General features: G+C 60.8%; 22 protein-coding genes. 10 read left to right on the plus strand and 12 right to left on the minus strand.

Annotated elements, in window-relative coordinates:
- Positions 1-194: 194 nt before the first annotated feature.
- The 8 genes from KD146_RS10665 to mbhE all read right to left on the minus strand — a co-directional run bounded on the left by KD146_RS10665 (position 195) and on the right by mbhE (position 6,849).
- A complete protein-coding gene (locus KD146_RS10665; RefSeq protein ID WP_212658647.1) occupies positions 195-617 on the minus strand; it encodes a Ros/MucR family transcriptional regulator in 423 nt (140 codons plus the stop codon).
- Between the two features lie 125 nt (positions 618-742).
- A complete protein-coding gene (mnhG, locus tag KD146_RS10670) occupies positions 743-1,096 on the minus strand; it encodes a monovalent cation/H(+) antiporter subunit G (protein WP_212658648.1) in 354 nt (117 codons plus the stop codon).
- A complete protein-coding gene (locus tag KD146_RS10675) occupies positions 1,093-1,389 on the minus strand; it encodes a cation:proton antiporter (RefSeq protein ID WP_212658649.1) in 297 nt (98 codons plus the stop codon). The genes mnhG and KD146_RS10675 overlap by 4 nt, the downstream gene beginning before the upstream one ends.
- A complete protein-coding gene (locus KD146_RS10680; RefSeq protein ID WP_212658650.1) occupies positions 1,386-1,865 on the minus strand; it encodes a Na+/H+ antiporter subunit E in 480 nt (159 codons plus the stop codon). The genes KD146_RS10675 and KD146_RS10680 overlap by 4 nt, the downstream gene beginning before the upstream one ends.
- Positions 1,862-3,415: a proton-conducting transporter transmembrane domain-containing protein gene (locus KD146_RS10685; protein ID WP_212658651.1), complete on the minus strand. Its 1,554-nt coding sequence runs from the start codon at positions 3,413-3,415 to the stop codon at positions 1,862-1,864. The genes KD146_RS10680 and KD146_RS10685 overlap by 4 nt, the downstream gene beginning before the upstream one ends.
- Position 3,416: 1 nt before the next feature.
- Positions 3,417-3,794, minus strand: coding sequence for a Na+/H+ antiporter subunit C (locus tag KD146_RS10690; protein WP_212658652.1), 378 nt, complete (start codon positions 3,792-3,794; stop codon positions 3,417-3,419).
- Positions 3,794-4,219, minus strand: coding sequence for an MnhB domain-containing protein (locus tag KD146_RS10695; RefSeq protein ID WP_212658653.1), 426 nt, complete (start codon positions 4,217-4,219; stop codon positions 3,794-3,796). The genes KD146_RS10690 and KD146_RS10695 overlap by 1 nt, the downstream gene beginning before the upstream one ends.
- Complete coding sequence (mbhE, locus tag KD146_RS10700) at positions 4,216-6,849, minus strand: hydrogen gas-evolving membrane-bound hydrogenase subunit E (protein ID WP_249327643.1); 2,634 nt, start codon at positions 6,847-6,849, stop codon at positions 4,216-4,218. Before mbhE ends, KD146_RS10695 begins: the two co-directional genes overlap by 4 nt.
- A 231-nt stretch (positions 6,850-7,080) precedes the next feature.
- Between mbhE and KD146_RS10705 the strand changes: the two genes are divergently transcribed.
- From KD146_RS10705 to KD146_RS10715, 3 genes are all read left to right on the plus strand, one after another.
- Positions 7,081-9,177 carry a S9 family peptidase gene (locus tag KD146_RS10705; RefSeq protein ID WP_212658654.1) on the plus strand — a complete coding sequence of 699 codons (2,097 nt, stop codon included), beginning with the start codon at positions 7,081-7,083 and terminating at the stop codon, positions 9,175-9,177.
- Between the two features lie 69 nt (positions 9,178-9,246).
- Entirely contained in the window at positions 9,247-9,852 is a 606-nt protein-coding gene (locus KD146_RS10710) for a superoxide dismutase (protein ID WP_212658655.1), read from the plus strand.
- Between the two features lie 165 nt (positions 9,853-10,017).
- Entirely contained in the window at positions 10,018-10,569 is a 552-nt protein-coding gene (locus KD146_RS10715; protein ID WP_212658656.1) for a response regulator, read from the plus strand.
- Here the strand turns inward: KD146_RS10715 and KD146_RS10720 are convergent.
- The gene (locus tag KD146_RS10720) at positions 10,566-11,126 is read right to left on the minus strand and encodes an LOG family protein (protein WP_212658657.1); all 561 of its coding nucleotides are present in this window, start codon (positions 11,124-11,126) and stop codon (positions 10,566-10,568) included. The genes KD146_RS10715 and KD146_RS10720 overlap by 4 nt on opposite strands.
- Before the next feature lie 4 nt (positions 11,127-11,130).
- Positions 11,131-12,624, minus strand: coding sequence for a helicase HerA-like domain-containing protein (locus tag KD146_RS10725; RefSeq protein WP_212658658.1), 1,494 nt, complete (start codon positions 12,622-12,624; stop codon positions 11,131-11,133).
- Positions 12,625-12,741: 117 nt separating this feature from the next.
- On the opposite strand from KD146_RS10725, the gene KD146_RS10730 reads away from it, so the two are divergent.
- Positions 12,742-14,061: a TIGR03808 family TAT-translocated repetitive protein gene (locus tag KD146_RS10730; protein WP_212658659.1), complete on the plus strand. Its 1,320-nt coding sequence runs from the start codon at positions 12,742-12,744 to the stop codon at positions 14,059-14,061.
- 3 nt (positions 14,062-14,064) lie between these two features.
- Here KD146_RS10730 and KD146_RS10735 read toward each other — a convergent pair whose 3' ends face one another.
- Entirely contained in the window at positions 14,065-15,066 is a 1,002-nt protein-coding gene (locus KD146_RS10735; RefSeq protein ID WP_212658660.1) for an asparaginase, read from the minus strand.
- Positions 15,067-15,164: 98 nt separating this feature from the next.
- Positions 15,165-15,503, minus strand: a complete 339-nt coding sequence (locus KD146_RS10740) for an SH3 domain-containing protein (protein WP_212658661.1) — start codon at positions 15,501-15,503, stop codon at positions 15,165-15,167.
- A gap of 216 nt (positions 15,504-15,719) precedes the next feature.
- Between KD146_RS10740 and KD146_RS10745 the strand changes: the two genes are divergently transcribed.
- From KD146_RS10745 to KD146_RS10770, 6 genes are all read left to right on the plus strand, one after another.
- On the plus strand, positions 15,720-16,589 hold the full coding sequence (locus tag KD146_RS10745; protein WP_212658662.1) for an NAD-dependent epimerase/dehydratase family protein: 870 nt from the start codon (positions 15,720-15,722) through the stop codon (positions 16,587-16,589).
- A 90-nt stretch (positions 16,590-16,679) separates the two neighbouring features.
- Positions 16,680-17,270 (plus strand): ANTAR domain-containing response regulator, encoded by a 591-nt coding sequence (locus KD146_RS10750; RefSeq protein ID WP_212658663.1) that lies wholly within the window; start codon positions 16,680-16,682, stop codon positions 17,268-17,270.
- Positions 17,271-17,278: 8 nt separating this feature from the next.
- On the plus strand, positions 17,279-18,490 hold the full coding sequence (locus tag KD146_RS10755) for a CmpA/NrtA family ABC transporter substrate-binding protein (RefSeq protein ID WP_212658664.1): 1,212 nt from the start codon (positions 17,279-17,281) through the stop codon (positions 18,488-18,490).
- A 421-nt stretch (positions 18,491-18,911) separates the two neighbouring features.
- Positions 18,912-20,225 carry a CmpA/NrtA family ABC transporter substrate-binding protein gene (locus KD146_RS10760; RefSeq protein WP_427857084.1) on the plus strand — a complete coding sequence of 438 codons (1,314 nt, stop codon included), beginning with the start codon at positions 18,912-18,914 and terminating at the stop codon, positions 20,223-20,225.
- Positions 20,226-20,295: 70 nt separating this feature from the next.
- The gene (locus KD146_RS10765) at positions 20,296-21,375 is read left to right on the plus strand and encodes an ABC transporter permease (protein WP_212658666.1); all 1,080 of its coding nucleotides are present in this window, start codon (positions 20,296-20,298) and stop codon (positions 21,373-21,375) included.
- A gap of 9 nt (positions 21,376-21,384) precedes the next feature.
- On the plus strand, positions 21,385-23,139 hold the full coding sequence (locus KD146_RS10770; RefSeq protein WP_212658667.1) for an ABC transporter ATP-binding protein: 1,755 nt from the start codon (positions 21,385-21,387) through the stop codon (positions 23,137-23,139).
- The last annotated feature ends 3 nt before the right edge of the window (positions 23,140-23,142 follow it).

Raw genomic sequence — 23,142 nt, forward strand, 5'->3', positions numbered from 1 at the left:
TTATTCCTAGATACTGACATTTGGCAAGCAGGGCGGGGATAAGTCGCACAACAGCGCGCGACCATGTCCCACAAATTCAAACGGCCGCCCCGTGGGGCGACCGTTTGAAGCGTCGTTCTCGCCGGGGCCCGACCGCAGCTTGGGATGCGGATAATTGAGCGCGACGTCTCTTTGCGTGAGTGGCGAAATTCGCCTTAGGCAGCCTTGCGGCCCAGACCGTTGTCCTTGGCCAGCTTGGATCGGGTTGCCGAGTAGCTGGGGGCAACCATTGGGTAGTCAGCTGGCAGGCCCCACTTCTCTCGGTATTCTTCGGGCGAGAGATTGTAGTGGGTACGAAGATGGCGCTTCAGCGATTTGAACTTCTTGCCGTCTTCGAGACAGATAATGTAGTCAGCCGCAACAGATTTGCGCACGGGTACAGCTGGCTTGAGCTCTTCGACAGGAAGCGGGGCTTCATTTGTCGAGAGTGTGCGCAGCGCGCCATGAACTTCCGCGATCAGCTTGGGCAGATCACTTGGGCTCAAAGCATTGTGGCTCACATAGGCAGAGACGATCTCGGTGCTGAGCTCGATCAAGTCTTGCTCGTAACCGGGCGTCGCGCCGGTGGTGTCACTCATATTTCAACCTTCCGATTTTTTATTGGGCCGTGAATTCACACTCACAGCCACCTTAGACTACTAGGGCTGTTTATTGGCCACTGCAACCCGATTTACCGTCGTTAACATGTAACGATCTGCGAATGTTATGCAGGAGGATTCTGGCTACTTTCAGACGGAAACTCGTCTACCACCATGATTTCTGCGCGATGCTCATCGCCCCGATGATAGACACGCGCCAGAAGGTGCGCGGCAACCGGGGTGGTCAGCAGCAGAAAACCAGTGCCCAATATGGCGCGCAGGGCCACGGCGCCATCAAAGCTTATCAGGGCAACTGCAAGCAGGATCATGCCGCCGCCAACGGCGCCGGCCTTTGATGCGGCGTGCATGCGCGTGTACAGATCGGGCAGTCGCAAGACACCAACAGCGCCCAGCAAAGCAAATGCCGCGCCCACCAGCAAGAACGCGCAACCCAGATAGGTGGCCAGATTGGCGATCATGAGCGGGTCTCCTGATCGCGTAATCTTGATAGCATGTAGCGGGCGAAAGCGACCGTCGCCAGGAAGCCGAGCAGCGCCAGGCTGATCGCGATATCGAGATAAAGGGTCAGGCCGGTACGGATGGCGATAGCGCCAACGAAGCCCATGGCCACCACGGTCAACAGATCAAGCGCCAGAACGCGATCTGCCAGCGTCGGCCCGATGACGACGCGGATCACCGCAATCCCCATGGCGATGGTCAGCATGATCAAGGCAATCATGGTGCTTAGCGAGACGATTTCGGCTGTGCTCATATGAACACCTCCTTAATCTTGGTTTCAAAGCCACGGGCGATCTCGGCGATCAGGGCATCGCGATCGCTGAGATGAAGGACGTGAACATAGAGCACGCTGCGATCCTCAGCGACATCGACACTCAGTGTACCCGGGGTCAACGTAATCATATTGGCCAGCAAGGTAATTTCAGCATCGGACTTCACCGATAGCGGAAATGCGATGATAGCCGGGCGCAGCGCCGACTTGATATCGGGTGTGAGCACTATGATGGCAACCCGCACCGCACTGACCATGAGCTCCCAGAGAAACAGCAGGGCCAGCGAGATGACCCGCTTGAGGCGCAGCAAGACGCGCGGTGACGCGAACCAGTTGCGCAGCATCAGGGCGGTCAAGGCACCGATACCCGCGCCCAGCAGCAAATTGAGTGCGGTAAAATTGCCGGTGATGGCAGCCCAGACCAAGGCAAGGCTGACGATCATCATTGCCAGGTTCATGGTGTGATCTCCGCAAGACCGAAGGCATCACTATAGCGTGCCGGGTCTACCATATCGGCAGCACCGATACCCACAGCCTCAAACATCGGGTTGGGCCACAGCCCTGCGGCAATGATCAGCACGGCCAGCGCCCCGGTGGCGAGGTAGTGCAGACGGTTCGGCGCCTCGGTGGGTGGTGCCTCGGGCGTAAAGTCCGCGCGCCAGAACATATGAGCCCAAAGGCGCGAGCCAGCGATGATGGTCAGCACGGCATTGACCAGCAGGGCCAGCACCAGAATGCCGCCCACGACGCTGCCCTCGGCAAGGCCAGCCTGGATCAGCACCAGTTTGGGCCAGAAGCCGAGCAGCGGCGGCACGCCAGCGGCTGCCAATACCAGAACAAGGAACAGCACCGAGAGCGGCGCGCTGGTGGCGTATAGCCCGCCCATCCGCCTGGTGTCCGATTCTCCGGTCTGCTTTTCGATCAGCCCGGCGACCAGATAGAGCGCTGTCATGGTGAGCATGGCGTGGAAGATATAGAGCCCTGCCCCGCTCACGCCGGCCAGCGATGGCATGGCAATACCAGCCAGAACCGCGCCAATGCCGCCGATGACAATGAAGCCAATCGATCTGCGCAGATTGGTTTCAGCAATCGCGCCGAGCGGCGCCACCAGCAGCGTCGCGACAGCAGTGACCACCAGAACCGGCTCAAGCACGGCGTGGGTGCTGGGTAGCAGCACCACCAGCGTGCGCAGCAAGGCATAGATGCCAACCTTGGTCAGCAGGCCGGCCATAAGGGCCGACACTGCTGCTGGTGGCGCGTGATAGGAGGCCGGCAACCACGTATTGACCGGGAAGGCTGCCGCTTTCATGCCAAAGGCCAGCAGCATCAGCGCGGCAACGCCGACCATTGCAGCGGGGTTGGCGAACGGCGCCACGCGCATGATGTCCGCCATGTTGAGCGTGCCCAACAGGCCGTACAACAGTCCCAGCGAGAGCAGGAAAATGGTGGTGGCCAAGAAGTTGAGGAAGCCGTATTTGACCGCGCCATCGAGCTGGATCGGACGTCCGCCAATGACGAGCAGACCGAACGAGGAGATCAGCATCACCTCGAACCAGACATAGAGGTTGAACAGATCGCCGGTCAGGAACGAGCCGGTCACACCGGCCAGCAGCAGCAGCACCAGGGCGTAAAAACCATCGCCGGCCGAACCCGGGTGCCGATCCGCCTCGGCGTAGATCAGGACGGTCAGCGTCACCACGGCCGCGGCGAGGGCAAAGCTGGCGCCGAACACGTCAGCGGTGAAGCTGATGCCGAAGGGCGGCAGCCACTTGCCCATGGTCATGCTGAGGGGGCCGAACTCGACCACACGTAATAACAGGCTGACTTCACAAGCAATGATGCCCAGTGTGATGGCCAGCGCCAGAACAAAACCGGGACCGGCGGACCGGCGCAGAATCAACAGCAGGGCAGCGCCCATCAGGGCCAGCGCCATAGGCAAAACGATCACCCAGTCAGCGGTCTGGGTAACGGTCTCGATCATCGCTGACGGCACGTTTTCTGCGGCCATCTCAGTAACTCAATGGAGGGTTGGGCGTGTTCTCGGGCTCGGTCACACGCATGGTGTCAGTATTGTCAGCATCGAGCGCCTGATAGGCGCGATAAGCCAGCACCAGCAGGAAGCTGAACATGGCGAAGCCGATAACGATCGCTGTCAGGATAAGCGCCTGAGGCAAGGGGTTGGCGATGGGGCCAGCTGGATGTTCCATTCCCTTGGGAACAATCGGGGCAATTTCCAGTGTCAGGCGGCCGGCAGTGAAAATCAGCAGGTTCACGCCATTGCCCAGCACCACTACGCCCAAGAGCATGCGGATCAGCGAGCGCGAGAGCAGCATATAGACACCCAGCGCCACGAAACACCCGACGAGAGCGGCGATTACAAAATCCATCAGAGCTCCTCCCCGTCTTCGCTTTCAAGCGCCAGTGCCACGGAAGCCAGGGTGCCAAAGACCACCAGATAGACGCCGATATCAAAGATCAGCGGGGTCGAGAACGGTACCACGGAGCCACCAATATCAAGATAGAGCCAGATGCTGGTCATGAACGGGTTGCCGTTGAAGATGGACAACATGCCCGACAGCCCGGCGATCAGCACGCCGAAACCGGCAATGCTGAGGGGATCAAAGCGCAGGGCACGCCGTGCGTCGGCTGCACTCGACGCCATGCCGAGAACCGCAATCGCGGAGGCCGCGATCAGCCCGCCAATAAAGCCGCCGCCTGGTTCGTTATGGCCGCGCAGGCAGACGTAGACCGAGAACACCAGCATGGTGGAAACGATCATGGGGGCGATGGTGCGGAAGATGACCGTGTTCATGACTCAGCCCTCTTGCGGCGCGTGGTCGGTGTCTTGGTCGGCGCAGCTGGCGCTTTGGCGGGGGCTGCCGGGGTCGTCGCTGCAGCGGTCTTGGCCGCGCCCGTTTTTGTGGCGCGCGTTCTGGTCGAAGCTGGCTTGGCCGCGGCGGCCTTTGGCTTTGTCGTGGCTTTTGCCGTGGTTGTAGCCCGCGGGGTTGCAGCCGCTTTGGCGCGCGTGCTCTTGGGCTTGATCTTGGGCACGACAGGATTGGGCGGCAGTGGCGCAGCAACGGGGACCGGCTTTTTACGACTGCGCAGCAACACCATGATGGAGATGCCGGCGGCCATCAGCACCGAAATTTCGCCCAGCGTATCAAAGCCACGGTAATCGACCAGAATGACGTTGACGATATTGGCACCATGCGCGATCGGGACGCTGGTTGCGATGAAGAAGTCGGACAGCCGCGTGTCGAGCGTTCCCGAGAGCACCACCATGAGCAGCAGGCTGACGCCAACGCCGCAGACGACGGCCAATGTACCATCACGCGCCAGATCCTCGAACGGCCGGTGATCGCGTTCATCGAGATTGAGCCGTGTCATCACCAGCGCAAGGATCACCACCGAGAGGATTTCAACCATGAGCTGGGTGAAGGCCAGGTCGGGCGCACCAAACAGCAGGAAGATCAGCGCGACGGCTGTGCCCTGCACGCCCAGCGCGAGAATGGAATATAGCCGGTTGGGCGCAGCAACGATGGCGCCCAGGCCCAGCAGGGCCAGACCGACCACACCCCATTCATAGGGCGACAGATTGGGCCAACTCAGCTTGGTACCCCAACTACCCAGCTCGGCGGTCGGTAACAGCGCGTTGACGGCGCCAAGACCAAACAGCGGCACCATGAGGGCCAGCGCCAGCATGGCGAACACCGTGACCAGATAAAGCTCGAGGCGACCATGATGCAGCAGGCGCGTTACCGCACCGGCAAAGCGGATCAGTCCGAACATGACGATGTCGAACACCGTATCGGCTGTCCAGCCCAGCGCGGCATCAAAGCGGCGCAGCAGGGTGCGGATGGTAGCCGCATTGCGATAGGCCAGCACTGCCAGGACCCAAGTGGCAACCGAGAGCCAGACCACTGGCTTGGTCAGGTCGATGTTCCAGGTCAGATGGCTTTTGACTGGCTCGTGCAGAATGGCGGTTGCGGCCGGCTCCAGAACCGTATGGCCGAACCAGTCCAGCAACAGGGCAAAGGCAATGCCGGTTACCCCGAGAATGACCGGCCCGGCAAGCAGTCCGAGCGGAGCTTCATGCGCGGATTTGGGCGTCTGCATGGCCGGGCCGAGAAACGGCTTGATCGCGACCAGTGCGCCGACAGCGGCCAGCAACGCATTGCCAGCGATCAGTACGGCCAGCACAGCCAGATCCTGCCACTGGGGCGAGAGCAGGTAGAGATACATCTCTTCCTTGGCAAAGAAGGCGATGGTGGGTGGCAGGCCGAACATGGACAGCCCGGCCAGCATGGCCGCCACGAAGGTGATGGGCATCTTGCCCGAGAGCCCGCCCAGCGCAGTGATATCGCGGGTGCCGGCCTCGTGGTCGATCGCACCGACCACCATGAACAGGCCAGCCTTGTACAGAGCGTGCGCGACAAAATAGATCACCATGCCGGCAATGGCAGTCTCGGTGCCCAGACCGATCAGCAGCACCAGCAGGCCCAGCGAAGCAATGGTTGATTGCGCCAGCATCTGCTTGAGATCGGTCTGCTTGAGCGAACCAAGTGCGCCCCACAGCAGGGTCACACCACCAAAGCACACCAGAATGGTGGTCCAGGCGGTTGTGTCTCCGAGCCAGGGCGTGGTGCGCGCCAGCAGATAGACACCGGCCTGCACCATGGTTGCCGAGTGCAGGAACGCCGACACCGGGGTCGGCGCCTCCATGGCATTGGGTAGCCAGAAGTGCAGCGGAAACTGCGCCGACTTGGTGAAGGCGGCGATCAGGAAGAAGGCCAGCACCAGACCATAGAGCGAATGCCCCTGCAGCCCGCCTTCGAGCCCCCGCAATTCGCTGAGTTCCCAGGTGCCGGTCAGCTGCTGCACCAGAATAACGCCCGCCAGCAGGGCCATGCCGCCAATATTGGTGATGACCAGTGCCTGGATGGCGCCGCGACGGGCCGCCGCTCGCACCGCGTCAAAGCCGATCAGCAGGAAGGAGGTGACTGCCGTCAGCTCCCAGAACACGAAAAGACCGAGCATGTTGTCGGCCAGAACCAGGCCAAGCATGGCGCCCATGAAGGCCATCAGAAAGGCGAGAAACCGCCCCAGATGCTGATGTCCCTGCAGGTAGGCACCCGAATAGATGATGATCAGCGCGCCGATTCCCGAAATCGTCAGCGCAAACGTCAGACTCAACCCGTCGACGAAGAACGACAGGTCCAGTCCATAGGCGGGGACCCAGCCAATGCGCGCAGAGATCGAACCGGTGGCGAGGACAGGCTCGATCAGGCTCAGCAAAAAGACAAATATGGCACCGGGAACAAGCGCTAAAATCCAACCCGACAGGGGTTTAGTGAAGCGATGCAGCAGTGGCGCCAGCGCAGCCGCAACAAATGGCGCAATCGCCACCAGTGCAATGCTCGCGTCAATGTTTGGCCCCAACTGAGAAACTCCATAGTCTATCGGGCCTTGCGGCCGCTTTGTTGTGTGGTGACCTTAACCATTGAGCCGGGGGCGACAAGCCTAATCCGTTCGTCTGCGACGAAGTGTCGGCATCAGTTGGGGAAATCGCAGTGCTGGCAATCAGGCCAGCGCCGCCCTATGTCTGAAGGCCACACCCAAAGCGCCAGAGCCAATTGCGGTTCTGCCACCGCCTCCAAGTCCGGACCTGCCATGACCAAGACCACGCCGCCTGTTGCCGCCCGCAAATCCCACGTCGTGACGTTTCACAATATCGAGCGCGACGACCCCTATCACTGGCTGCGGGCGCCCAATTGGCAAGAGGTGATGCAGAAGCCCGAAACGCTGGATCCCGAGATTCGCAGCTATCTCGACGCCGAGAACGCCTATTTCGACGATGCATTTGGCACTCGCACGAGCAAGCTGCAGGATACCATCTACAAGGAAATCCGCGGCCGCATCAAAGAAGACGATAGCGGCATTCCGACCCCAGACGGCCCTTTCGCCTATAATTCGCGCATGCTTGAGGGCAAGCAATACCCCCAGATCGTACGCACTGCCCGCGATGGCGGTCCCGAGAGCGTGCTGCTGGACTGCAATATTGAAGCTGGCGACGGCTATTTCGGCTTTGCTGGGGCCGAGCATGATCGCTCGCACAAATTCCTCGCCTGGGCAGCAGACCGGGCGGGTTCCGAATATTATGACATTGTCATCCGGGATCTGGAGACCGGGGCAGACAGCGCCGAGGTGATCACCAATACCGCCGGCTCCTATGTCTGGAGCAATGATAGCGGCTCCATCTATTACACCGAATATGACGACAATCATCGGCCCTACCGGGTGCGTCTGCATATCATCGGGACCGATCAGGCCAATGACCCGATCATCTTTGAAGAAAAGGACCCCGGATTCTTTGTCGGTGTCGGCCGGACCCTGAGCGACAAGTTCATTGTCATCGACGCCCATGATCACCAGACCTCTGAATGCTGGCTAATCGACGCCGAGACCGGTGGCGCACCGCAGCTGGTTGCCCCGCGCGTCACCGACCGTGAATATGACGTCGATGAACGTGATGGCCTGCTCTATATCCGCACCAATGCTGACGGCGCCGAGGACTACAAGATCGTCACCGCGCCGATCGATAATCCGGGCGCGGACAACTGGACCGATCTGGTAGCACACAGCCAGGGCGTGCTGATCCTCGATACCGTGCTGATCAAGAACCACATGCTGCGGCTGGAACGCTTTGAAGGCCTGCCGCGCATTGTGGTGCGCGACCTGCGCAATGGCCGGGAAGAGAGCGTCAAGTTCGACGAGGAGGCTTACGCGCTGGGCATGTCGGTCGGCTATGAGTTCGACACCTCGGTGTTCCGGCTGACCTATTCCTCGCCCACCACACCATCGCGCACGTTCGATGTGGATCTGGAAACCGGCACTCGCACCCTGCTCAAGGAGCAGGAAGTGCCCTCCGGTCACAATCCGGATCACTACGAAACCCGCCGCCTGTTCGCCACTGCACCCGATGGCGAGCAGGTCCCGGTCACCGTGCTTTATCGCAAGGGCACCAAGCTCGACGGTTCAGCCCCGGCCCTGCTTTATGGCTATGGCGCCTATGGCATGTCGATGCCGGCAGCGTTTTCCATCTCCGCGCTGTCGCTGGTGGATCGCGGCTTTGTCCATGCCACCGCTCACATTCGCGGCGGTATGGAAAAGGGCTATCGCTGGTATGTGCAGGGCCGCCGCGAACACAAGACCAACACCTTCACCGATTTCATCGCCGCTGGCGAAATGCTGATCGAAAAGGGCTACACCAGCAGAGGTCGCATCGTGGCACAGGGCGGCTCGGCGGGTGGCATGCTGATGGGCGCCATTGCCAATCTGGCCCCTGACCTGTGGGGCGGCATTCTGGCTCAAGTGCCCTTTGTCGACGTGCTCAACACCATGCTCGACGAGACCCTGCCGCTGACACCACCAGAATGGCCGGAGTGGGGTAATCCGCTGGCTTCGCCCGAAGACTATGCCCGGATCGCGGCCTATGCACCCTATGAGCAGGTGACCGCCAAGGACTACCCACCGATATTTGCACTGGCTGGCCTGACTGATCCGCGTGTTACTTATTGGGAGCCCGCGAAATGGGTTGCCAAACTACGGGCAACCAAGACAGGGTCCGCACCATTGTACCTCAAGACCAATATGGGTGCGGGCCATGGCGGCGCCTCCGGGCGCTTCGACCGGCTCAAGGAAACGGCAATGTGCTACGCCTTTGCGCTGAACGCCGTTGGTTTGGAAGGATCATTCACTTCCAACTAATTGTTGCCGTTATCAAAACGCCCTATACCAAGCTTACTTCCCTCAGCGTCTTTCCAAATGGAGGCCTTTATGACGACCAAGTTCACGCTGCCGCCCCTGCCCTACGCTTATGACGCGCTCGGCCCCTACATGTCGGCTGAAACGCTTGAGTACCATCACGACAAGCACCATCAGGCCTATGTCACCAATGGTGAGAAGCTGCTCGAGGGTTCGGGTCTGGAAATCCTGCCGCTGGAAGACATCGTCAAGGAAGCCCACGGCAAGAATGCCGGCCTGTTCAACAATGCTGGCCAGCACTACAACCATGTTCACTTCTGGAACTGGATGAAGCCCAATGGCGGCGGCAACAAGCTGCCAGGCAAGCTGCAGGCAGCCATCGACTCAGATCTGGGCGGCTTCGACAAGTTCCGTGCTGATTTTATCGCGGCTGGCACCACCCAGTTCGGTTCGGGCTGGGCCTGGCTGTCGCTCAAGGATGGCAAGCTGGAAGTCTCCAAGACTGCCAATGGCGAGTCGCCCTTGATTCACGGCGCGCACCCGCTGCTGGGTGTCGATGTGTGGGAGCATTCCTATTACATCGACTACCGCAATGCCCGTCCGAAGTACCTTGAAGCCTGGTTCGATAACCTGGTGAACTGGGAACATGTCGAGCTGATGTTCGAAGAAGCCAATTAAGCGGCTGTTTCCACAAGCATTAGAGCCCGTCAGCGCCCCGCGCTGGCGGGCTTTTCCATGCGGTTTCCCACACGTTTCCCCCGCTGATTTACTGCTTTGCAAACAGCGCCCTTCAATGCTCCACCCGAGCGTGGTAACGCTTTGTTTACTATTCGGGGGATGCCTGTGACACAACCAGCCAAGGTCGTTGCCATTATTGCGGCAAACCCGGCACTGTCTTCTTTGTTAGCGATGGTTGTGGCCGGTGACCCCCGGCTCAATGTCCGCATTTTCGAGAGCGAAGTCGAACTAATTGCCTTTATGCGCGTCTCGCCGATCCACATGCTGGTCTGCGATTTCGACCGCGAGGGCCGTCCCGCCTATGAGATGGTGGAAAGCATCCGGCTCAATGGCGACCTGCTTAGCCAGGAGGTCCCCGTGATCGCCCTGACCCGTCATGTCACCCCGCCCATGCGCCATCAGGCGATCAGCGCGGGCATTGACGAAGTGATCATCAAGCCGATGTCACCACGCTACCTGTTTCAGCGTATCCAGATCCGGCTGCGCACGCGCAGTGTGGTGGGAACGCTGGGCGGCTATCGTGGGCCCGAACGCCGTAACCGCATCTTTGCGCCCATCCCCACGCCGCAGCCAGCGCGCCGTGCCAGCGACAATGTGGTGCCGTTGTTTCCTGACCGGCGCAAGCCACAGCATCCGGTGATGGAGCCGCGCGCCTAGCGCGCTTCGCTGACCAGCCGGCTGATCCGGCTCCACAAATCTTCGATATTGTCGGCGAACTGGATGGCGCGGTCATAGCCTGGCAAACCGGGCGAGAGCACATCTACGGAATAGCCGCGCATCACCTCGAAAGCCTTGTGGCGATTGAGCATGACCACGGGCGTGTTGCGGCCCAACGCCTTGGCTGCGGACCAGACACCGAACAGCTCAGTCGCCGAGGCCAGTGAACCGGGCAGAGCAACCATGCCCTCGGCCAGCCCGGCGATACGATTGAGCCGCGCTGGGGCATCTTCCACCACCTCCATGGTGACGCCCTTGAGCGCCGGTGGCAGCACGATACTGCCGTCGGCCACAACCTGCACGGCACCGCCGGCGGAACGGGCCGCGGTGATCAGCGGCACGGGAATGACACCCTTCTCGGCCAGACAGACCAGTTGCGCACCGCGCTTGGCGAAATAGGTCCCCGCTTGGCTCATGAGCGAGGCGCGTTCGGCGTCGCCGGGGCCCTTATTGGAAGCGAAGACGGCCAGGACGGGGCCACGTTTGGTGGGTTCCATGGTGCTAACCTCCGCGCTTCAGGCTGCCGAGGATGCCGCGCACCAACGCATTACCCAAGCGATTGGCCACGGTACGGGCCAATGAATTCATGGCCGCTTCGGCCGGTGTCTGTCGTGTCGAGCGTCGCTTCTTGGGCGCATCATCCTGATAGGTTCGCTTGGCGGTCTTGCGCTCTTCGTCTTCGAGCTGCTGGCGTTCTTCAGCCAATTGCTTGTCACGTGCCTTGCGGGTCAGCACCTCAAAGGCGGAATCGCGGTCAATCGCGGTATCGTACAGCCCGCCGACCGGCGAGTTCGCCATGATGGCCTTGCGCTCTTCGGGCAGGATGGGCCCAACCTGCGCCGATGGCGGCCGGATCATGGTGCGCCCGACCATGGATGGGACACCCTTGGACTCCAGCACTGAAACCAGCGCTTCACCAATGCCCAACTGGGTAATGGCCTCTTCGGTCGAAAAGGCGGGGTTGGGGCGGAATGTTTCGGCCGCGACACGCACTGCCTTCTGCTCGCGAGGGGTATAGGCACGCAGAGCGTGCTGCACGCGATTGGCCAGCTGTGACAGCACCGATTCTGGAATGTCGACGGGGTTCTGGGTGACGAAATACACGCCGACGCCCTTGGAGCGTACCAGTCGCACGACCTGCTCAACCTTGTCGATCAGCGCTTTGGGCGCATCGTCAAACAGCAAATGGGCTTCGTCAAAGAAGAAGACCAGCTTGGGTTTGTCCATATCGCCTACTTCGGGAAGTTCCTCGAACAGTTCGGACAGCATCCAGAGCAGGAACGTCGAATAGAGCCGCGGCGACTGCATCAGATCATCGGCGGCCAGAATCGAAATGAAGCCACGCCCATCGCGGTCGGTCCGAATCAGGTCGGCGATGTCGAGCCCACGCTCACCAAAGAAGTTTTCCGCACCCTGCTGCTCAAGCACCAGAAGCGAGCGCTGGATGGCCCCGATCGAGGCGGTCGAGACATTGCCATAGCGGGTCGAGATTTCCTTGGCGCGCTCCTGCACATTGACCAGAAGCGCCCGCAAATCCTTGAGGTCGAGCAGCAGCAGCCCTTCATCGTCAGCCAGCTTGAAGGCGATGTTGAGCACGCCCTCCTGGGTGTCGTTGAGTTCAAGCAGGCGGCTGAGCAGCAGCGCACCCATTTCTGAAATGGTGGTGCGGATGGGATGGCCCTGGCGCCCGAACAGATCCCAGAAAATGACGGGGAAGATGTCGTCCTTGAACTCGGAAAAGCCGATTTCCTGGGCACGCTGGGTCTGCCAGCCCTTTGCCTTGCCCATCTTGGCGACCCCGGAGAGATCCCCCTTGATGTCGGCGGCAAAGACCGGCACGCCAGCGGCGGCGAAGCCCTCGGCCATGACCTGCAGGGTTACGGTCTTGCCCGTGCCCGTCGCGCCAGTCACCAGCCCGTGGCGATTGCCATATTTCAGAGCGATGTATTCCGGCTGCGTGCTGGTTCCGAGAAAGATCTTGTCGTCAACGAGCATTGGCACCCACCCTTGGAAGTTGGGTTCTTATAGCCGTCCCGGTCGGCACGGGACAACTCGTAACTCTGTTTTCCAATGACCATGGCGGGCCAGCCCGCGGCAGGGCAATATGGCGCCATGAATCAGACCGCGTTCGCCAATCGCCGCCAAGTCCTTGCCGGAGCCATTGTTCTGGCTGCCGGCGCCCCTATTTCTGCCCATGCGCAAAGTGTGCTTGAGCCATCGACGCTGGGCCTGACGGCCAATTCGGGACTGGATCAAAGCGCGGTGTTGCAGCGAGCGCTTGATCTGGCTGCAGCTGCAGGGCAGATCCTGCGCCTGCCCGCGGGCAATATCCTGGCCAGCAATCTGATATTTCCCAGCAATCTGATCGTTGAAGGGGTGCCGGGCAGCACCGTGGTCAGCCCCGCCGACGGTGGGATCATCGCCAATATTGTCGAACGCAACTCGGTTGTTCTGCGCGACATTATCTTTGCCGGCGCGGGCAGTGCCCAGCAGACCCCGGCCCTGCTCAACATAGAACGCAGCGCCACCATCGCCCTGGAACGCTGCACCCTGCGCGATGCGCCAGCGACGGGTCTGCGTATTTTCGACGCCGCCGTGACCATTCGCGATTGCAGTTTCTCCCAGATCGGTGACGCAGCGGTCCACTCCATGGACAGTAGGGGCCTGATCATATCGGGTAATCGCATCACCCATTGCGGCAATGCCGGCATCCGTATCTGGCGTGGCGAGAACGGCTCGGACGGCTCGATCATCACCGGCAACCGGATTGCCAATATCGATTGGCGCGGCGGCGGCAACGGTCAGAATGGCAACGGGATCAATGTGTTCTGGGCCGACGAAGTGGTCATCGCCGACAATCACATCGCCGATTGCGCCTTTACCGCCATCCGGCTCAATTCTACCAACAACACCCAGGTCAGCGGCAATATCTGTATGCGCTCGGGCGAGGTGGCGATCTTTTCGGAGTTCGGTTTTTCGGGCTCGATCATTGCCAATAACATCATCGATGGTGCCGCGACCGGCATATCGATCACCAATCTGGACAGTGGCGGCCAGCTCGCAGTGTGTTCGGGCAATATCGTGCGCAACATCACCCCGGCTTCGGCGGTCAATCCCGACACCATTCCCATCGGCATCTTTGCCGAGGCCGAAACCGCCATTACTGGCAATACCGTGCAGAACGTGCCCGGTGTCGCCATTGCCGCTGGCTATGGCAGCTTCCTGCGCAATGTGATGATTTCGGGCAATGTGATTTCTGCCAGCACCATTGGCATTGGGGTCAGCGTTGCCGAGGGCGCCGGGACGGTGCTGATCGGACGCAACGCCATCAGCGGCGCCGACAAGGCCGTGGTCGGACTGGCCTGGAGCGATGTTGTCGAAGCGGACCTGATCGCCAATGCCGGTCGCTACCGCAATGTCACCATCGACTAGCGCTCAGAAGCCCACCGAGCGCATCTCGCCGACGACGTCGCCGCGGACGCTCCTGATGGACTGGTGTGCAATGGTTTCCAGGACAGCGCGCTGGTCGGCGTCGGGCTCGGCGAACTTGAGCAGCATGCCAGCGACCATGGCATGGGCGGCCAGCACATTGCCGTCGTCACATTTGAGCGCATAGCCCCAGCCCTTGTCGCGGATCGCGCCACACTGCACGCCGTCGGCGCCATATTTCTGCATCACGCGGCCATTGAAGGCCGCCATGATGCGGGTGTCGGCATGATCGGTGCCCCCCACCAGATGCGGCAGGGATGTTGCGGCGTCGAGCAGCCGTTTGGCGGCTGCCCCCATTTCGGGCGTCAGGCCGGTGCCGGTTGCCATGCGGGCAAAGCCCCTGGCAAAGGCACGCAGCGGCGCGGCATAGGTGGGGATAGAGCAACCATCGGTGCCGCATTTGGCTTCGGTCAGCGGCTCCCCGATCACCGCTTCGACGCTGGCACGCACCTGTTGCTGCACGGCGTGTTCGCGATTGGCGTAACCTGCGGTTGGCTCGCCCATGGCCAGAGAGACGCTGAGCATACCCGAATGCTTGCCCGAACAGGCATTGTGCAGCGTGGACGGTTTGGCGCCCAGCGCCCGCAAGGCGGCGCGCGCGGCTGCATTGATGGGCTGATGCGCGCCGCATTCCAGATCGGCCTCGGACAAGCCAAGGCGGCCCAGCAGCCCAGCGGCAACCTCGACGTGGAAGTCTTCGCCATTGTGGGAGGAACAAGCCAGGGCCAATTCTTCGGCACTATGGTGGAATTGGGTGTCAGCGTGACGGGCAAAAATCGCCAGAGCCTGCATCGACTTGATGGCCGAGCGGGGGAAGATGGACCGCTCTATGTCGCCGGCTGAGGCGATAATTATGCCATCGGCATCGATGATCGCAAAGGCGCCGCGGTGACGGTTCTCTACCCAGTTGCCACGAACGGTTTCGGCGAGAATGGGATTGGCATCCATCAGAAAAAACTCCGGTCCAGGCTGTTCTCAGAACAGCGCAGGACCGGAAAAGTCAACAGATTGCATGGGGTCGACTATGCAGGCCGGGGCAAACCGGATCAGATATCAGCGTCGTAAACCGGGGTCAGAAAGCGCGCATTGACCCAACCCTGGGTATAATTGCGATCTACCAGGCACCAGTCCGAGCCGGTTTCAAAAGTAATGCAGCGCTCGACCCAGACCGCTACACCGGGCGCGAGTGCGCCGGTTTTCTGGGAGTGTGCAGCAGGCCATTTGCGAACATTGAGCTGATCCCAATGGGCAACGCCGGACACCCGCGCCAACTGGTCCACGGCATAGCCCTCAGCCATGGCTGGCTGAACGGCAAAGGCACTGGCGGCGGCGATCACCAGACCACACAATGTGGCGATGAGTACTTTTTCCTGCTGCTTGTTCATCTGTCTCTCCCTCAAGAGCGCTGACTGGCTTGACGGGGAGATTGCCTGGACCGGCTTGAACCAGACCTGATATCGCTGTTCAGAAACCGTTCATCTGGGAAAACTGGCATTTTCAGTTGCCGCATCCGCCCCTCTTAGCGGGTTGGCAGCGCCTGAGTTCCGTGCCACGCTCGGGGCAATATCAGGCACGAAGTGCTGCAATTTGAGGAGGTTAGAATGACCAAAGTTCTCGTCACAGGTGGTAGCGGCAAGCTTGGACGCGCAGTGCTGCGGGATCTGGTCGCGCATGGATATGACGTGCTCAACCTTGATCAGCAGCCACTCACCGAAGCCATCTGCCCCAGCGTTCAGGTCGATCTGACTGATTTCGGTCAGGTTGCGGCAGCGATCATGGGCGGGGTGGACGAGCGCGGCGGGCCATTCGACGCGGTTGTTCACCTGGCTGCCATTCCGGCGCCCGGCCGCGCGCCCAATGCCGCAACCTTCGCCAACAATGTGCCCACCACCTATAATGTTTTTGAGGCCTCGCGCATGGCGGGCATCAAGAACATCACGTTTGCCTCGAGTGAAACCGTACTGGGTCTGCCCTTTGATACCCCCCCGCCCTATGCACCGGTCGATGAGGAATACTATCCGCGTCCGGAATCGGCCTATTCGCTGGGCAAACTGCTCGATGAAACCATGGCTGCCCAGTTCTGCCGCTGGGATCCTGATCTCCGCATCTCGGCGCTGCGCTTTTCCAATGTGATGAACCCGGAAGACTATGCTGCCTTCCCCAAGTTCGATCACGACCCGATGCTGCGCAAATGGAATCTGTGGGCCTATATCGACGCCCGTGACGGGGCTCAGGCCGTGCGGCGCTGCATTCAGGCTGATTTTACGGGCTTTGAGGCCTTCATCATTGCCAATGCAGATAGCGTGATGACGCGCTCCAACATGTCGCTGCTGGCCGAGGTTTTTCCGGGCGTGGAAACCAAGGGCAACCTCACCAATAACGGCACGCTGCTCTCGATCGAGAAGGCCAAGCGCATGCTGGGCTATTCGCCGCAGTTCAGCTGGCGCAATGAGGTCGCTGCCAAGAATTAAGAGCATCAAAACCTTCAATCCAGTTTCTGCATAGGAAATGTGCAGAAACAGGACTTGTGGTTTTTGTGGGCAATGACGTAACTGTCGCCGATGCCCATTCCCGATCTGTCCATTTTGATCATCGACGAGAACCGCATCCGCGCCTCCATCATCGAGGACGGCTTGCGCGAGGCCGGGCATGCACGCGTGGTGGTCATCCACGATGTGAACGAGGTTGGCCGCACGATTGCCGACACCTCTCCCGATGTTGTGTTCATCGACCTGGAGAACCCCAAGCGCGATACGCTGGAGCATTTCTTTTCGCTGTCGCGCGCCATTCAGCGCCCCATCGCGATGTTCGTTGATCGCTCAGAGAGCCAGATGATTGAAAAAGCGGTCGAGGCCGGCGTGTCTGCCTATGTCGTGGACGGCCTGAAAAAGGAGCGAGTCAAACCCATCCTTGATATGGCGATCTCGCGCTTTAATGCTTTCGCCAAGCTGACACGGGAGCTGGAGCAGGCCCGCAGCGAGCTTGAAGACCGCAAGATCATTGATCAGGCCAAGGGCATTTTGATGAAGACCCGCGGTCTGGCCGAAGCGGATGCCTATGCCCTGCTCCGCTCCACCGCCATGAACCAGAACCGAAGGATGGCCGACATCGCTCAAAGCCTTGTCACCGCGGCCGAACTGCTCGGCCCATAGGAACGCCCATGTCCACAACGCACCTCACCGCCGGTTTCCTGCCCCTGCTCGACAGCGTGCTGCTGGTGCTGGCGCGCGAAAAAGGCTTCGCTGAGGCCGAAGGGCTCGACCTCAATCTGGTGCGCGAGACCAGTTGGGCCAATATCCGCGACAAGGCGGCGCTGGGGCATTTTGATATAGCCCAGATGCTGGCGCCCATGCCCTTGGCCGCTAGTCTGGGCCTGACGCCACTGGCCAGCGAGATGATCGCGCCAGTCGTTTGCGGGCTGGGCAATAACGCCATCACGGTAAGCGCCGATCTGTGGCGCTCCATGGCAGATCACGGCGCGCCGGGCAATCTTGCTGCGGGCCCATCGGGCGCCGCGCTGGCCAAGGTTGTCGCCGCGTCGCGGCGCAAGCTGCGCTTTGGCGTGGTGCATCAGACCTCGTCCCACAATTACGAATTGCGCTATTGGCTGGCTGCCAGCGGCATCCAGCCTGATCGCGATATCGAGATCGTCGTGTTGCCGCCCTCTTTGCTTCCCGACGCGCTGGGGAGCAGCGGGCTGGATGGCTATTGCGTGGGTGAGCCTTGGAACAGCATTGGCGTGGCCACCAAAGGCGCGCATATGGTCACCACCAAGGCTGCAATCTGGCAGTCCAGCCCGGACAAGGTCATCGGTATGCGCGCCGACTGGGCGCAGGCACAACCCGAACGGGTTGCGGCCATCATCCGGGCGATCTACCGCGCCGGTGAGTTCTGCGCCGACCCGGCCAATCACGCCGAAATTGCCCAGATCATGGCAAAGCCCGCCTATCTCAACGCGGCGCCCGATATTGTCGGTCGCGCGCTGAGCGGTCGGTTCGAGATTGGCGCCGGCGCGGTGGCGCAGGTGCCCGATCACTTCATTCCCAATGCCAGCGCTGCCAACTTCCCCTGGAAGAGCCATGCGCTGTGGTATTACTCTCAGATGGTGCGCTGGGGCGAGGTGACGAGCAGCCCGACCAATGCAGCCATCGCGGCAGCCTGCTTCCGTCCTGATCTGTATCGCACGGCCCTGGCACCCCTTGAGATCAATGTGCCGGTGCTCGACGACAAGACCGACGGCACCCACGACCGCCCCTACCAGATCGCGGGCACACGCGGTTCGCTCACCATGGGGCCCGACCAGTTCTTTGACGGTCAGGTCTTCGACCCCTCCGCCCTCGACCGCTACATCGCCGAACAGGCGCGCAGCTGACCCCGCCAATTTTTAGGCGAGGCTCACATCTGATCAAAAAATACGCAAAATGGCGCTGTTTTGAGCCGTGGCCGTTTTCCACGCCGTGGCATCGAAAAACCCTAGAATCCATCAAGTGACTGATACAGAACAATAATGTCTCTCAAAACCAACTTGGCATAGTTCCTGCAATGAAGTTGGCGAAAGGCGCTCCTCCCAAGACGCTCCTTTGATCGACGTCCAAAGCAGGGCGTCTCCAGGCAAAGCTGCCAACCGGTGTCGTATGTGGTCCTCAGGTCCCTGCGTCAGCCAGTTGGCAGCTTTTTTGTTTTTCCGATCGGTGCAGATGGAGAACTCGATGACTAAGACAATGACGACCCAGTCCGGCAAGAAACGCTCAGCTTTGCGCGCGCTGTCGATCGGGCTGTTGGCCGCCACGGTAATGGCACCGCTGGGTGCCCACGCCGAAATGCTCGACGTGGAGAAGGATGAGCTCAAATTCGGCTTCATCAAACTGACCGATATGGCGCCGCTCGCCATCGCTTATGAGCTGGGTTATTTCGAAGATGAAGGGCTCTATGTGACGCTGGAGCCGCAGGCCAACTGGAAGGTGCTGCTGGATGGCGTGATTACCGGCACGCTTGACGGCGCGCATATGCTGGCGGGCCAGCCGCTGGCGGCAACCATCGGGTATGGCACCGAAGCCCATATCGTCACCCCCTTCTCAATGGACCTCAATGGCAATGCCATCACGGTGTCCAACGCGGTCTGGGAACTGATGAAGCCCAATCTGGAAATGGGTGCCGACGGCTTGCCACAACATCCCATCAGTGCAGCAGCACTGCTACCGGTCATCGACCAGTTCGCCGATGAGGGCCGTCCTTTCAATATGGGCATGGTGTTCCCGGTCTCGACCCACAATTACGAGCTGCGCTACTGGCTTGCGGCCGGTGGGGTCAATCCTGGTTATTACTCACCTGACGATGTATCCGGCCAGATTGGCGCCAAGGCCTATCTGTCGGTTACGCCTCCACCGCAGATGCCCTCGACCATGGAAGCGGGCACCATTGACGGTTATGCCGTTGGCGAGCCCTGGAACCAGGCTGCGGTGTTCAAGAAGATCGGCGTGCCGGTCATCACCGATTACGAGCTTTGGAAGAACAACCCCGAAAAAGTGTTCGGCATGACCGCCGAATTTGTCGAGGAAAATCCCAACACCACCATCGCCATCACCAAGGCGCTGATCCGCGCCGCAAAGTGGCTGGACGAGAACGACAATGCCAATCGCCTTGAAGCGGTCGATATCCTGTCGCGCTCGGAATATGTCGGCGCCGACGCCGAGGTCATTGCGAATTCGATGACCGGCACTTTTGAGTATGAGCCCGGCGACATTCGCGACGTGCCCGACTTCAACGTGTTCTATCGCTACTTTGCGACCTACCCCTACTACTCCGATGCCATCTGGTACCTGACCCAGATGCGCCGCTGGGGGCAGATCGCCGAAGACAAGTCCGATGACTGGTATGCGGACGTCGCCAAGTCAGTGTACCGCCCCGATATCTACCTGCAGGCGGCGCGCATGCTGGTTGACGAGGGCATGATCGCAGAGGGCGACATCCCCTGGGACACCGATGGCTTCCGGCCATCGACCGACGAGTTCATCGACGGCATTGCCTATGATGGCCGCACCCCCAATGCCTATATCGACAGCCTGCCCATTGGCCTGAAGACCGGCGAAACCGCGGCCTCAAAATAGCGCCTGCACACAGCATGGCCGGGCCAGCGCGGTCCGGCCAGCGCAACGCGACGAAAACAGGATCAAGACCATGAGCATCGCCAGCGACATCGGCTCCAAGGGCCGTTCAGATGATAGACGCCAGAAGCTGTTTGCCGGGATCAATCGCGCATCGGCCTGGCTGGGCGCCCTAGGGCTGGGGTGGTTGACGCCACTGCTCAAGATCGCTGCGGGCGACAATCCGCGCGAACAGATGGGCGAGCTGCGCGACAGTCTGGTGTTCCCGCTGATGGGCATTGTCATTTTTGGTTTGGCCTGGGCGGCACTGGCCCCGCAGGTGCAGACATCGCTGGGCGCCATTCCAGGGCCGGTGGAGGTCTGGGAGCAGGCCGGTGCGCTGTGGCAGGACCATGTCGACGAGCGTGAAAAAGAGGCCGCGTTCTATACCCGGCAGGACGACCGCAACGCCAAGCTGATCGCCGAGGGTCGCGAGGATGACGTCAAGTTCCGTGGCTTTACTGGCAAGCCGACCTTCATCGACCAGATTTTCACGTCCCTGAAAACGGTCGGCCTTGGCTTTGCGATTGCCACGGTCATTGCCGTGCCGCTGGGTATCGCATCGGGGCTCAGCCGCCCCTTCAATGGAGCACTCAATCCCCTGGTGCAATTGTTCAAGCCGGTTTCACCGCTGGCCTGGCTGCCCATCGTCACCATGATCGTTTCGGCAGTCTATGTGGACGTCAATGACGCCTTCCCCAAGGCGCTGATCATCTCGGCGGTGACTGTGACGCTGTGCTCGCTGTGGCCAACCCTGATCAACACGGCATTGGGTGTCGCCTCGATCGACAAGGATCTGATCAATGTCGGCAAGGTGCTGCAACTATCGACACCGACCACCATCGCCAAGCTGGTGCTGCCCTCGGCCATGCCGCTTATCTTCACCGGACTGCGCCTGTCACTGGGTGTGGGCTGGATGGTGCTGATCGCTGCTGAAATGCTGGCGCAGAACCCGGGACTGGGGAAATTCGTCTGGGATGAATTCCAGAACGGCTCCTCCAATTCGCTGGCCCGCATCATCGTGGCAGTGCTGACCATCGGCGTCATCGGCTTCATGCTCGACCGCGTGATGTTCACCCTGCAGACAGCCTTCACCTTCTCGTCGAACCGCTAGGAGGCGTTGATGCCAGCCATTCTCGAACTGTCCGATGTGTGCAAGCACTATGGCGAAGGTGCCAAGCGCGCCGAAGTTCTTTCCGGCATCAATCTGAGCGTTGAAGAGGGCGAGTTTGTCGCCATTCTCGGCTTCTCGGGTGCGGGCAAGACGACGTTGATCTCCATGCTGGCGGGGCTGACAGAGCCCGATCGCGGCGGGATCATCTTCCGCAATCGCGAAATCAGCGGACCGAGCCCGGAGCGCGGCGTGGTGTTCCAGTCCTATTCGCTGATGCCCTGGCTATCGGTGGGCGGCAATGTGGATCTGGCCGTCAACGCCGTGCACAGGACCAAGAGCCGGGTCGAACGCCTGGCGCTGCGCAACCACTATATCAACATGGTCGGTCTCGCCCACGCTGTGGACCGCCGCCCTGCCGAGTTGTCGGGGGGTATGCGCCAGCGCGTGGCCGTCGCCCGGGCACTGGCCATGCAGCCGGAAATCCTGCTGATGGACGAACCGCTCTCAGCACTCGATGCACTGACGCGCTCCAAGCTGCAGGACGAATTCGCGCTGATCTCGGAGGCCGAGAAAAAGACCATCATCCTGATCACCAATGATGTGGATGAAGCCATCCTGCTGGCCGACCGGGTGATCCCGCTGACACCAGGACCGGCGGCAACGCTTGGGCCCGAATTTTCTGTCGGCATTGAACGTCCGCGTGACCGCGCCGCCCTGAATGGCGATGACCGGTTCATCACGCTACGTCGCGAGATCACCGAATACCTCATGGATGTGGGTGCTGGTCGCAATGCGTCGGGCGACCATGATGTGGCGCTGCCCAATGTGGTGCCGATCAGTCGCGGCAAGTCCCAGAAGCTGCCGGCGGCCTATGCCAATGCCGCCGCATCGCCCACCGAAGCGGGCTATGTCGAGTTCTCTCAGGTCTCCAAGGTCTACCCCACGCCCAAAGGTCCGCTGACCGTGGTGGACGGCTTCGACTTCAAGATGAACAAGGGCGAGTTCGTCACCCTGATCGGCCATTCGGGCTGCGGCAAGTCCACGGTGCTGTCGATGGTGGCGGGCCTGAACCCGATTTCCTCGGGCGGCGTCGTGCTGGACAATTCCGAGGTAGTCGGCGCCGGACCCGACCGCGCCGTGGTGTTCCAGGCACCTTCGCTCATGCCCTGGCTGACCGCCCGCGAAAACGTGGCACTGGGTGTGGACCGGGTTTACCCCAATGCCAGCGCTGCCGAGCGGCGCGACGTTGTCGAATACTATCTCAATCGCGTCGGGCTGGGCGACTCCATGCACCGTCAGGCCAGCGAGTTGTCCAATGGCATGAAGCAGCGCGTCGGCATTGCCCGCGCCTTCGCCCTGTCGCCCAAGCTGCTGCTGCTCGATGAGCCCTTCGGCATGCTCGACAGCATCACCCGCTGGGAGTTGCAGGATGTGCTGATGGATGTCTGGGCCAAAACCCAGGTGACCGCCATCTGCGTCACCCATGATGTCGACGAGGCCATCCTGCTGGCCGACCGGGTCGTGATGATGTCGAACGGTCCCAATGCCCGGATTGGCAATGTGATGGATGTCGACCTGCCCCGACCGCGCTCGCGCAAGGCGCTGCTCGCCCACAAGGATTACTACGCCTATCGCGAGGAATTGCTGGGCTTCCTCGAGGCCTATGAAGGCGGTGCCAATCCGGATCAGGAAACGCTCGATCGCATTCGCAACAAGCGCACGCAGCGCACCAGTTCGGGCCAGATGCCCCATTCGGCGGCCTGAGCC

Origin of the sequence: Devosia litorisediminis (assembly GCF_018334155.1) — a bacterium.
Classification (GTDB): Bacteria; Pseudomonadota; Alphaproteobacteria; order Rhizobiales; family Devosiaceae; genus Devosia; species Devosia litorisediminis.

Excerpts from the sequence above, each read along its gene's own strand:
- KD146_RS10725 (WP_212658658.1), bottom strand. The coding sequence starts at position 12,624 with ATGCTCGTTGACGACAAGATCTTTCTCGGAACCAGCACGCAGCCGGAA.
- KD146_RS10695 (WP_212658653.1), bottom strand. The coding sequence starts at position 4,219 with ATGAACACGGTCATCTTCCGCACCATCGCCCCCATGATCGTTTCCACC.
- KD146_RS10705 (WP_212658654.1), top strand. The coding sequence starts at position 7,081 with ATGACCAAGACCACGCCGCCTGTTGCCGCCCGCAAATCCCACGTCGTG.
- mnhG (WP_212658648.1), bottom strand. The coding sequence starts at position 1,096 with ATGATCGCCAATCTGGCCACCTATCTGGGTTGCGCGTTCTTGCTGGTG.
- KD146_RS10685 (WP_212658651.1), bottom strand. The coding sequence starts at position 3,415 with ATGGCCGCAGAAAACGTGCCGTCAGCGATGATCGAGACCGTTACCCAG.
- KD146_RS10690 (WP_212658652.1), bottom strand. The coding sequence starts at position 3,794 with ATGGATTTTGTAATCGCCGCTCTCGTCGGGTGTTTCGTGGCGCTGGGT.
- KD146_RS10765 (WP_212658666.1), top strand. The coding sequence starts at position 20,296 with ATGAGCATCGCCAGCGACATCGGCTCCAAGGGCCGTTCAGATGATAGA.
- KD146_RS10665 (WP_212658647.1), bottom strand. The coding sequence starts at position 617 with ATGAGTGACACCACCGGCGCGACGCCCGGTTACGAGCAAGACTTGATC.
- KD146_RS10740 (WP_212658661.1), bottom strand. The coding sequence starts at position 15,503 with ATGAACAAGCAGCAGGAAAAAGTACTCATCGCCACATTGTGTGGTCTG.
- KD146_RS10750 (WP_212658663.1), top strand. The coding sequence starts at position 16,680 with ATGCCCATTCCCGATCTGTCCATTTTGATCATCGACGAGAACCGCATC.
- KD146_RS10755 (WP_212658664.1), top strand. The coding sequence starts at position 17,279 with ATGTCCACAACGCACCTCACCGCCGGTTTCCTGCCCCTGCTCGACAGC.
- KD146_RS10745 (WP_212658662.1), top strand. The coding sequence starts at position 15,720 with ATGACCAAAGTTCTCGTCACAGGTGGTAGCGGCAAGCTTGGACGCGCA.
- KD146_RS10735 (WP_212658660.1), bottom strand. The coding sequence starts at position 15,066 with ATGGATGCCAATCCCATTCTCGCCGAAACCGTTCGTGGCAACTGGGTA.
- KD146_RS10675 (WP_212658649.1), bottom strand. The coding sequence starts at position 1,389 with ATGAGCACAGCCGAAATCGTCTCGCTAAGCACCATGATTGCCTTGATC.
- KD146_RS10770 (WP_212658667.1), top strand. The coding sequence starts at position 21,385 with ATGCCAGCCATTCTCGAACTGTCCGATGTGTGCAAGCACTATGGCGAA.
- KD146_RS10730 (WP_212658659.1), top strand. The coding sequence starts at position 12,742 with ATGAATCAGACCGCGTTCGCCAATCGCCGCCAAGTCCTTGCCGGAGCC.
- KD146_RS10720 (WP_212658657.1), bottom strand. The coding sequence starts at position 11,126 with ATGGAACCCACCAAACGTGGCCCCGTCCTGGCCGTCTTCGCTTCCAAT.
- KD146_RS10760 (WP_427857084.1), top strand. The coding sequence starts at position 18,912 with ATGGCACCGCTGGGTGCCCACGCCGAAATGCTCGACGTGGAGAAGGAT.
- KD146_RS10710 (WP_212658655.1), top strand. The coding sequence starts at position 9,247 with ATGACGACCAAGTTCACGCTGCCGCCCCTGCCCTACGCTTATGACGCG.
- KD146_RS10680 (WP_212658650.1), bottom strand. The coding sequence starts at position 1,865 with ATGAACCTGGCAATGATGATCGTCAGCCTTGCCTTGGTCTGGGCTGCC.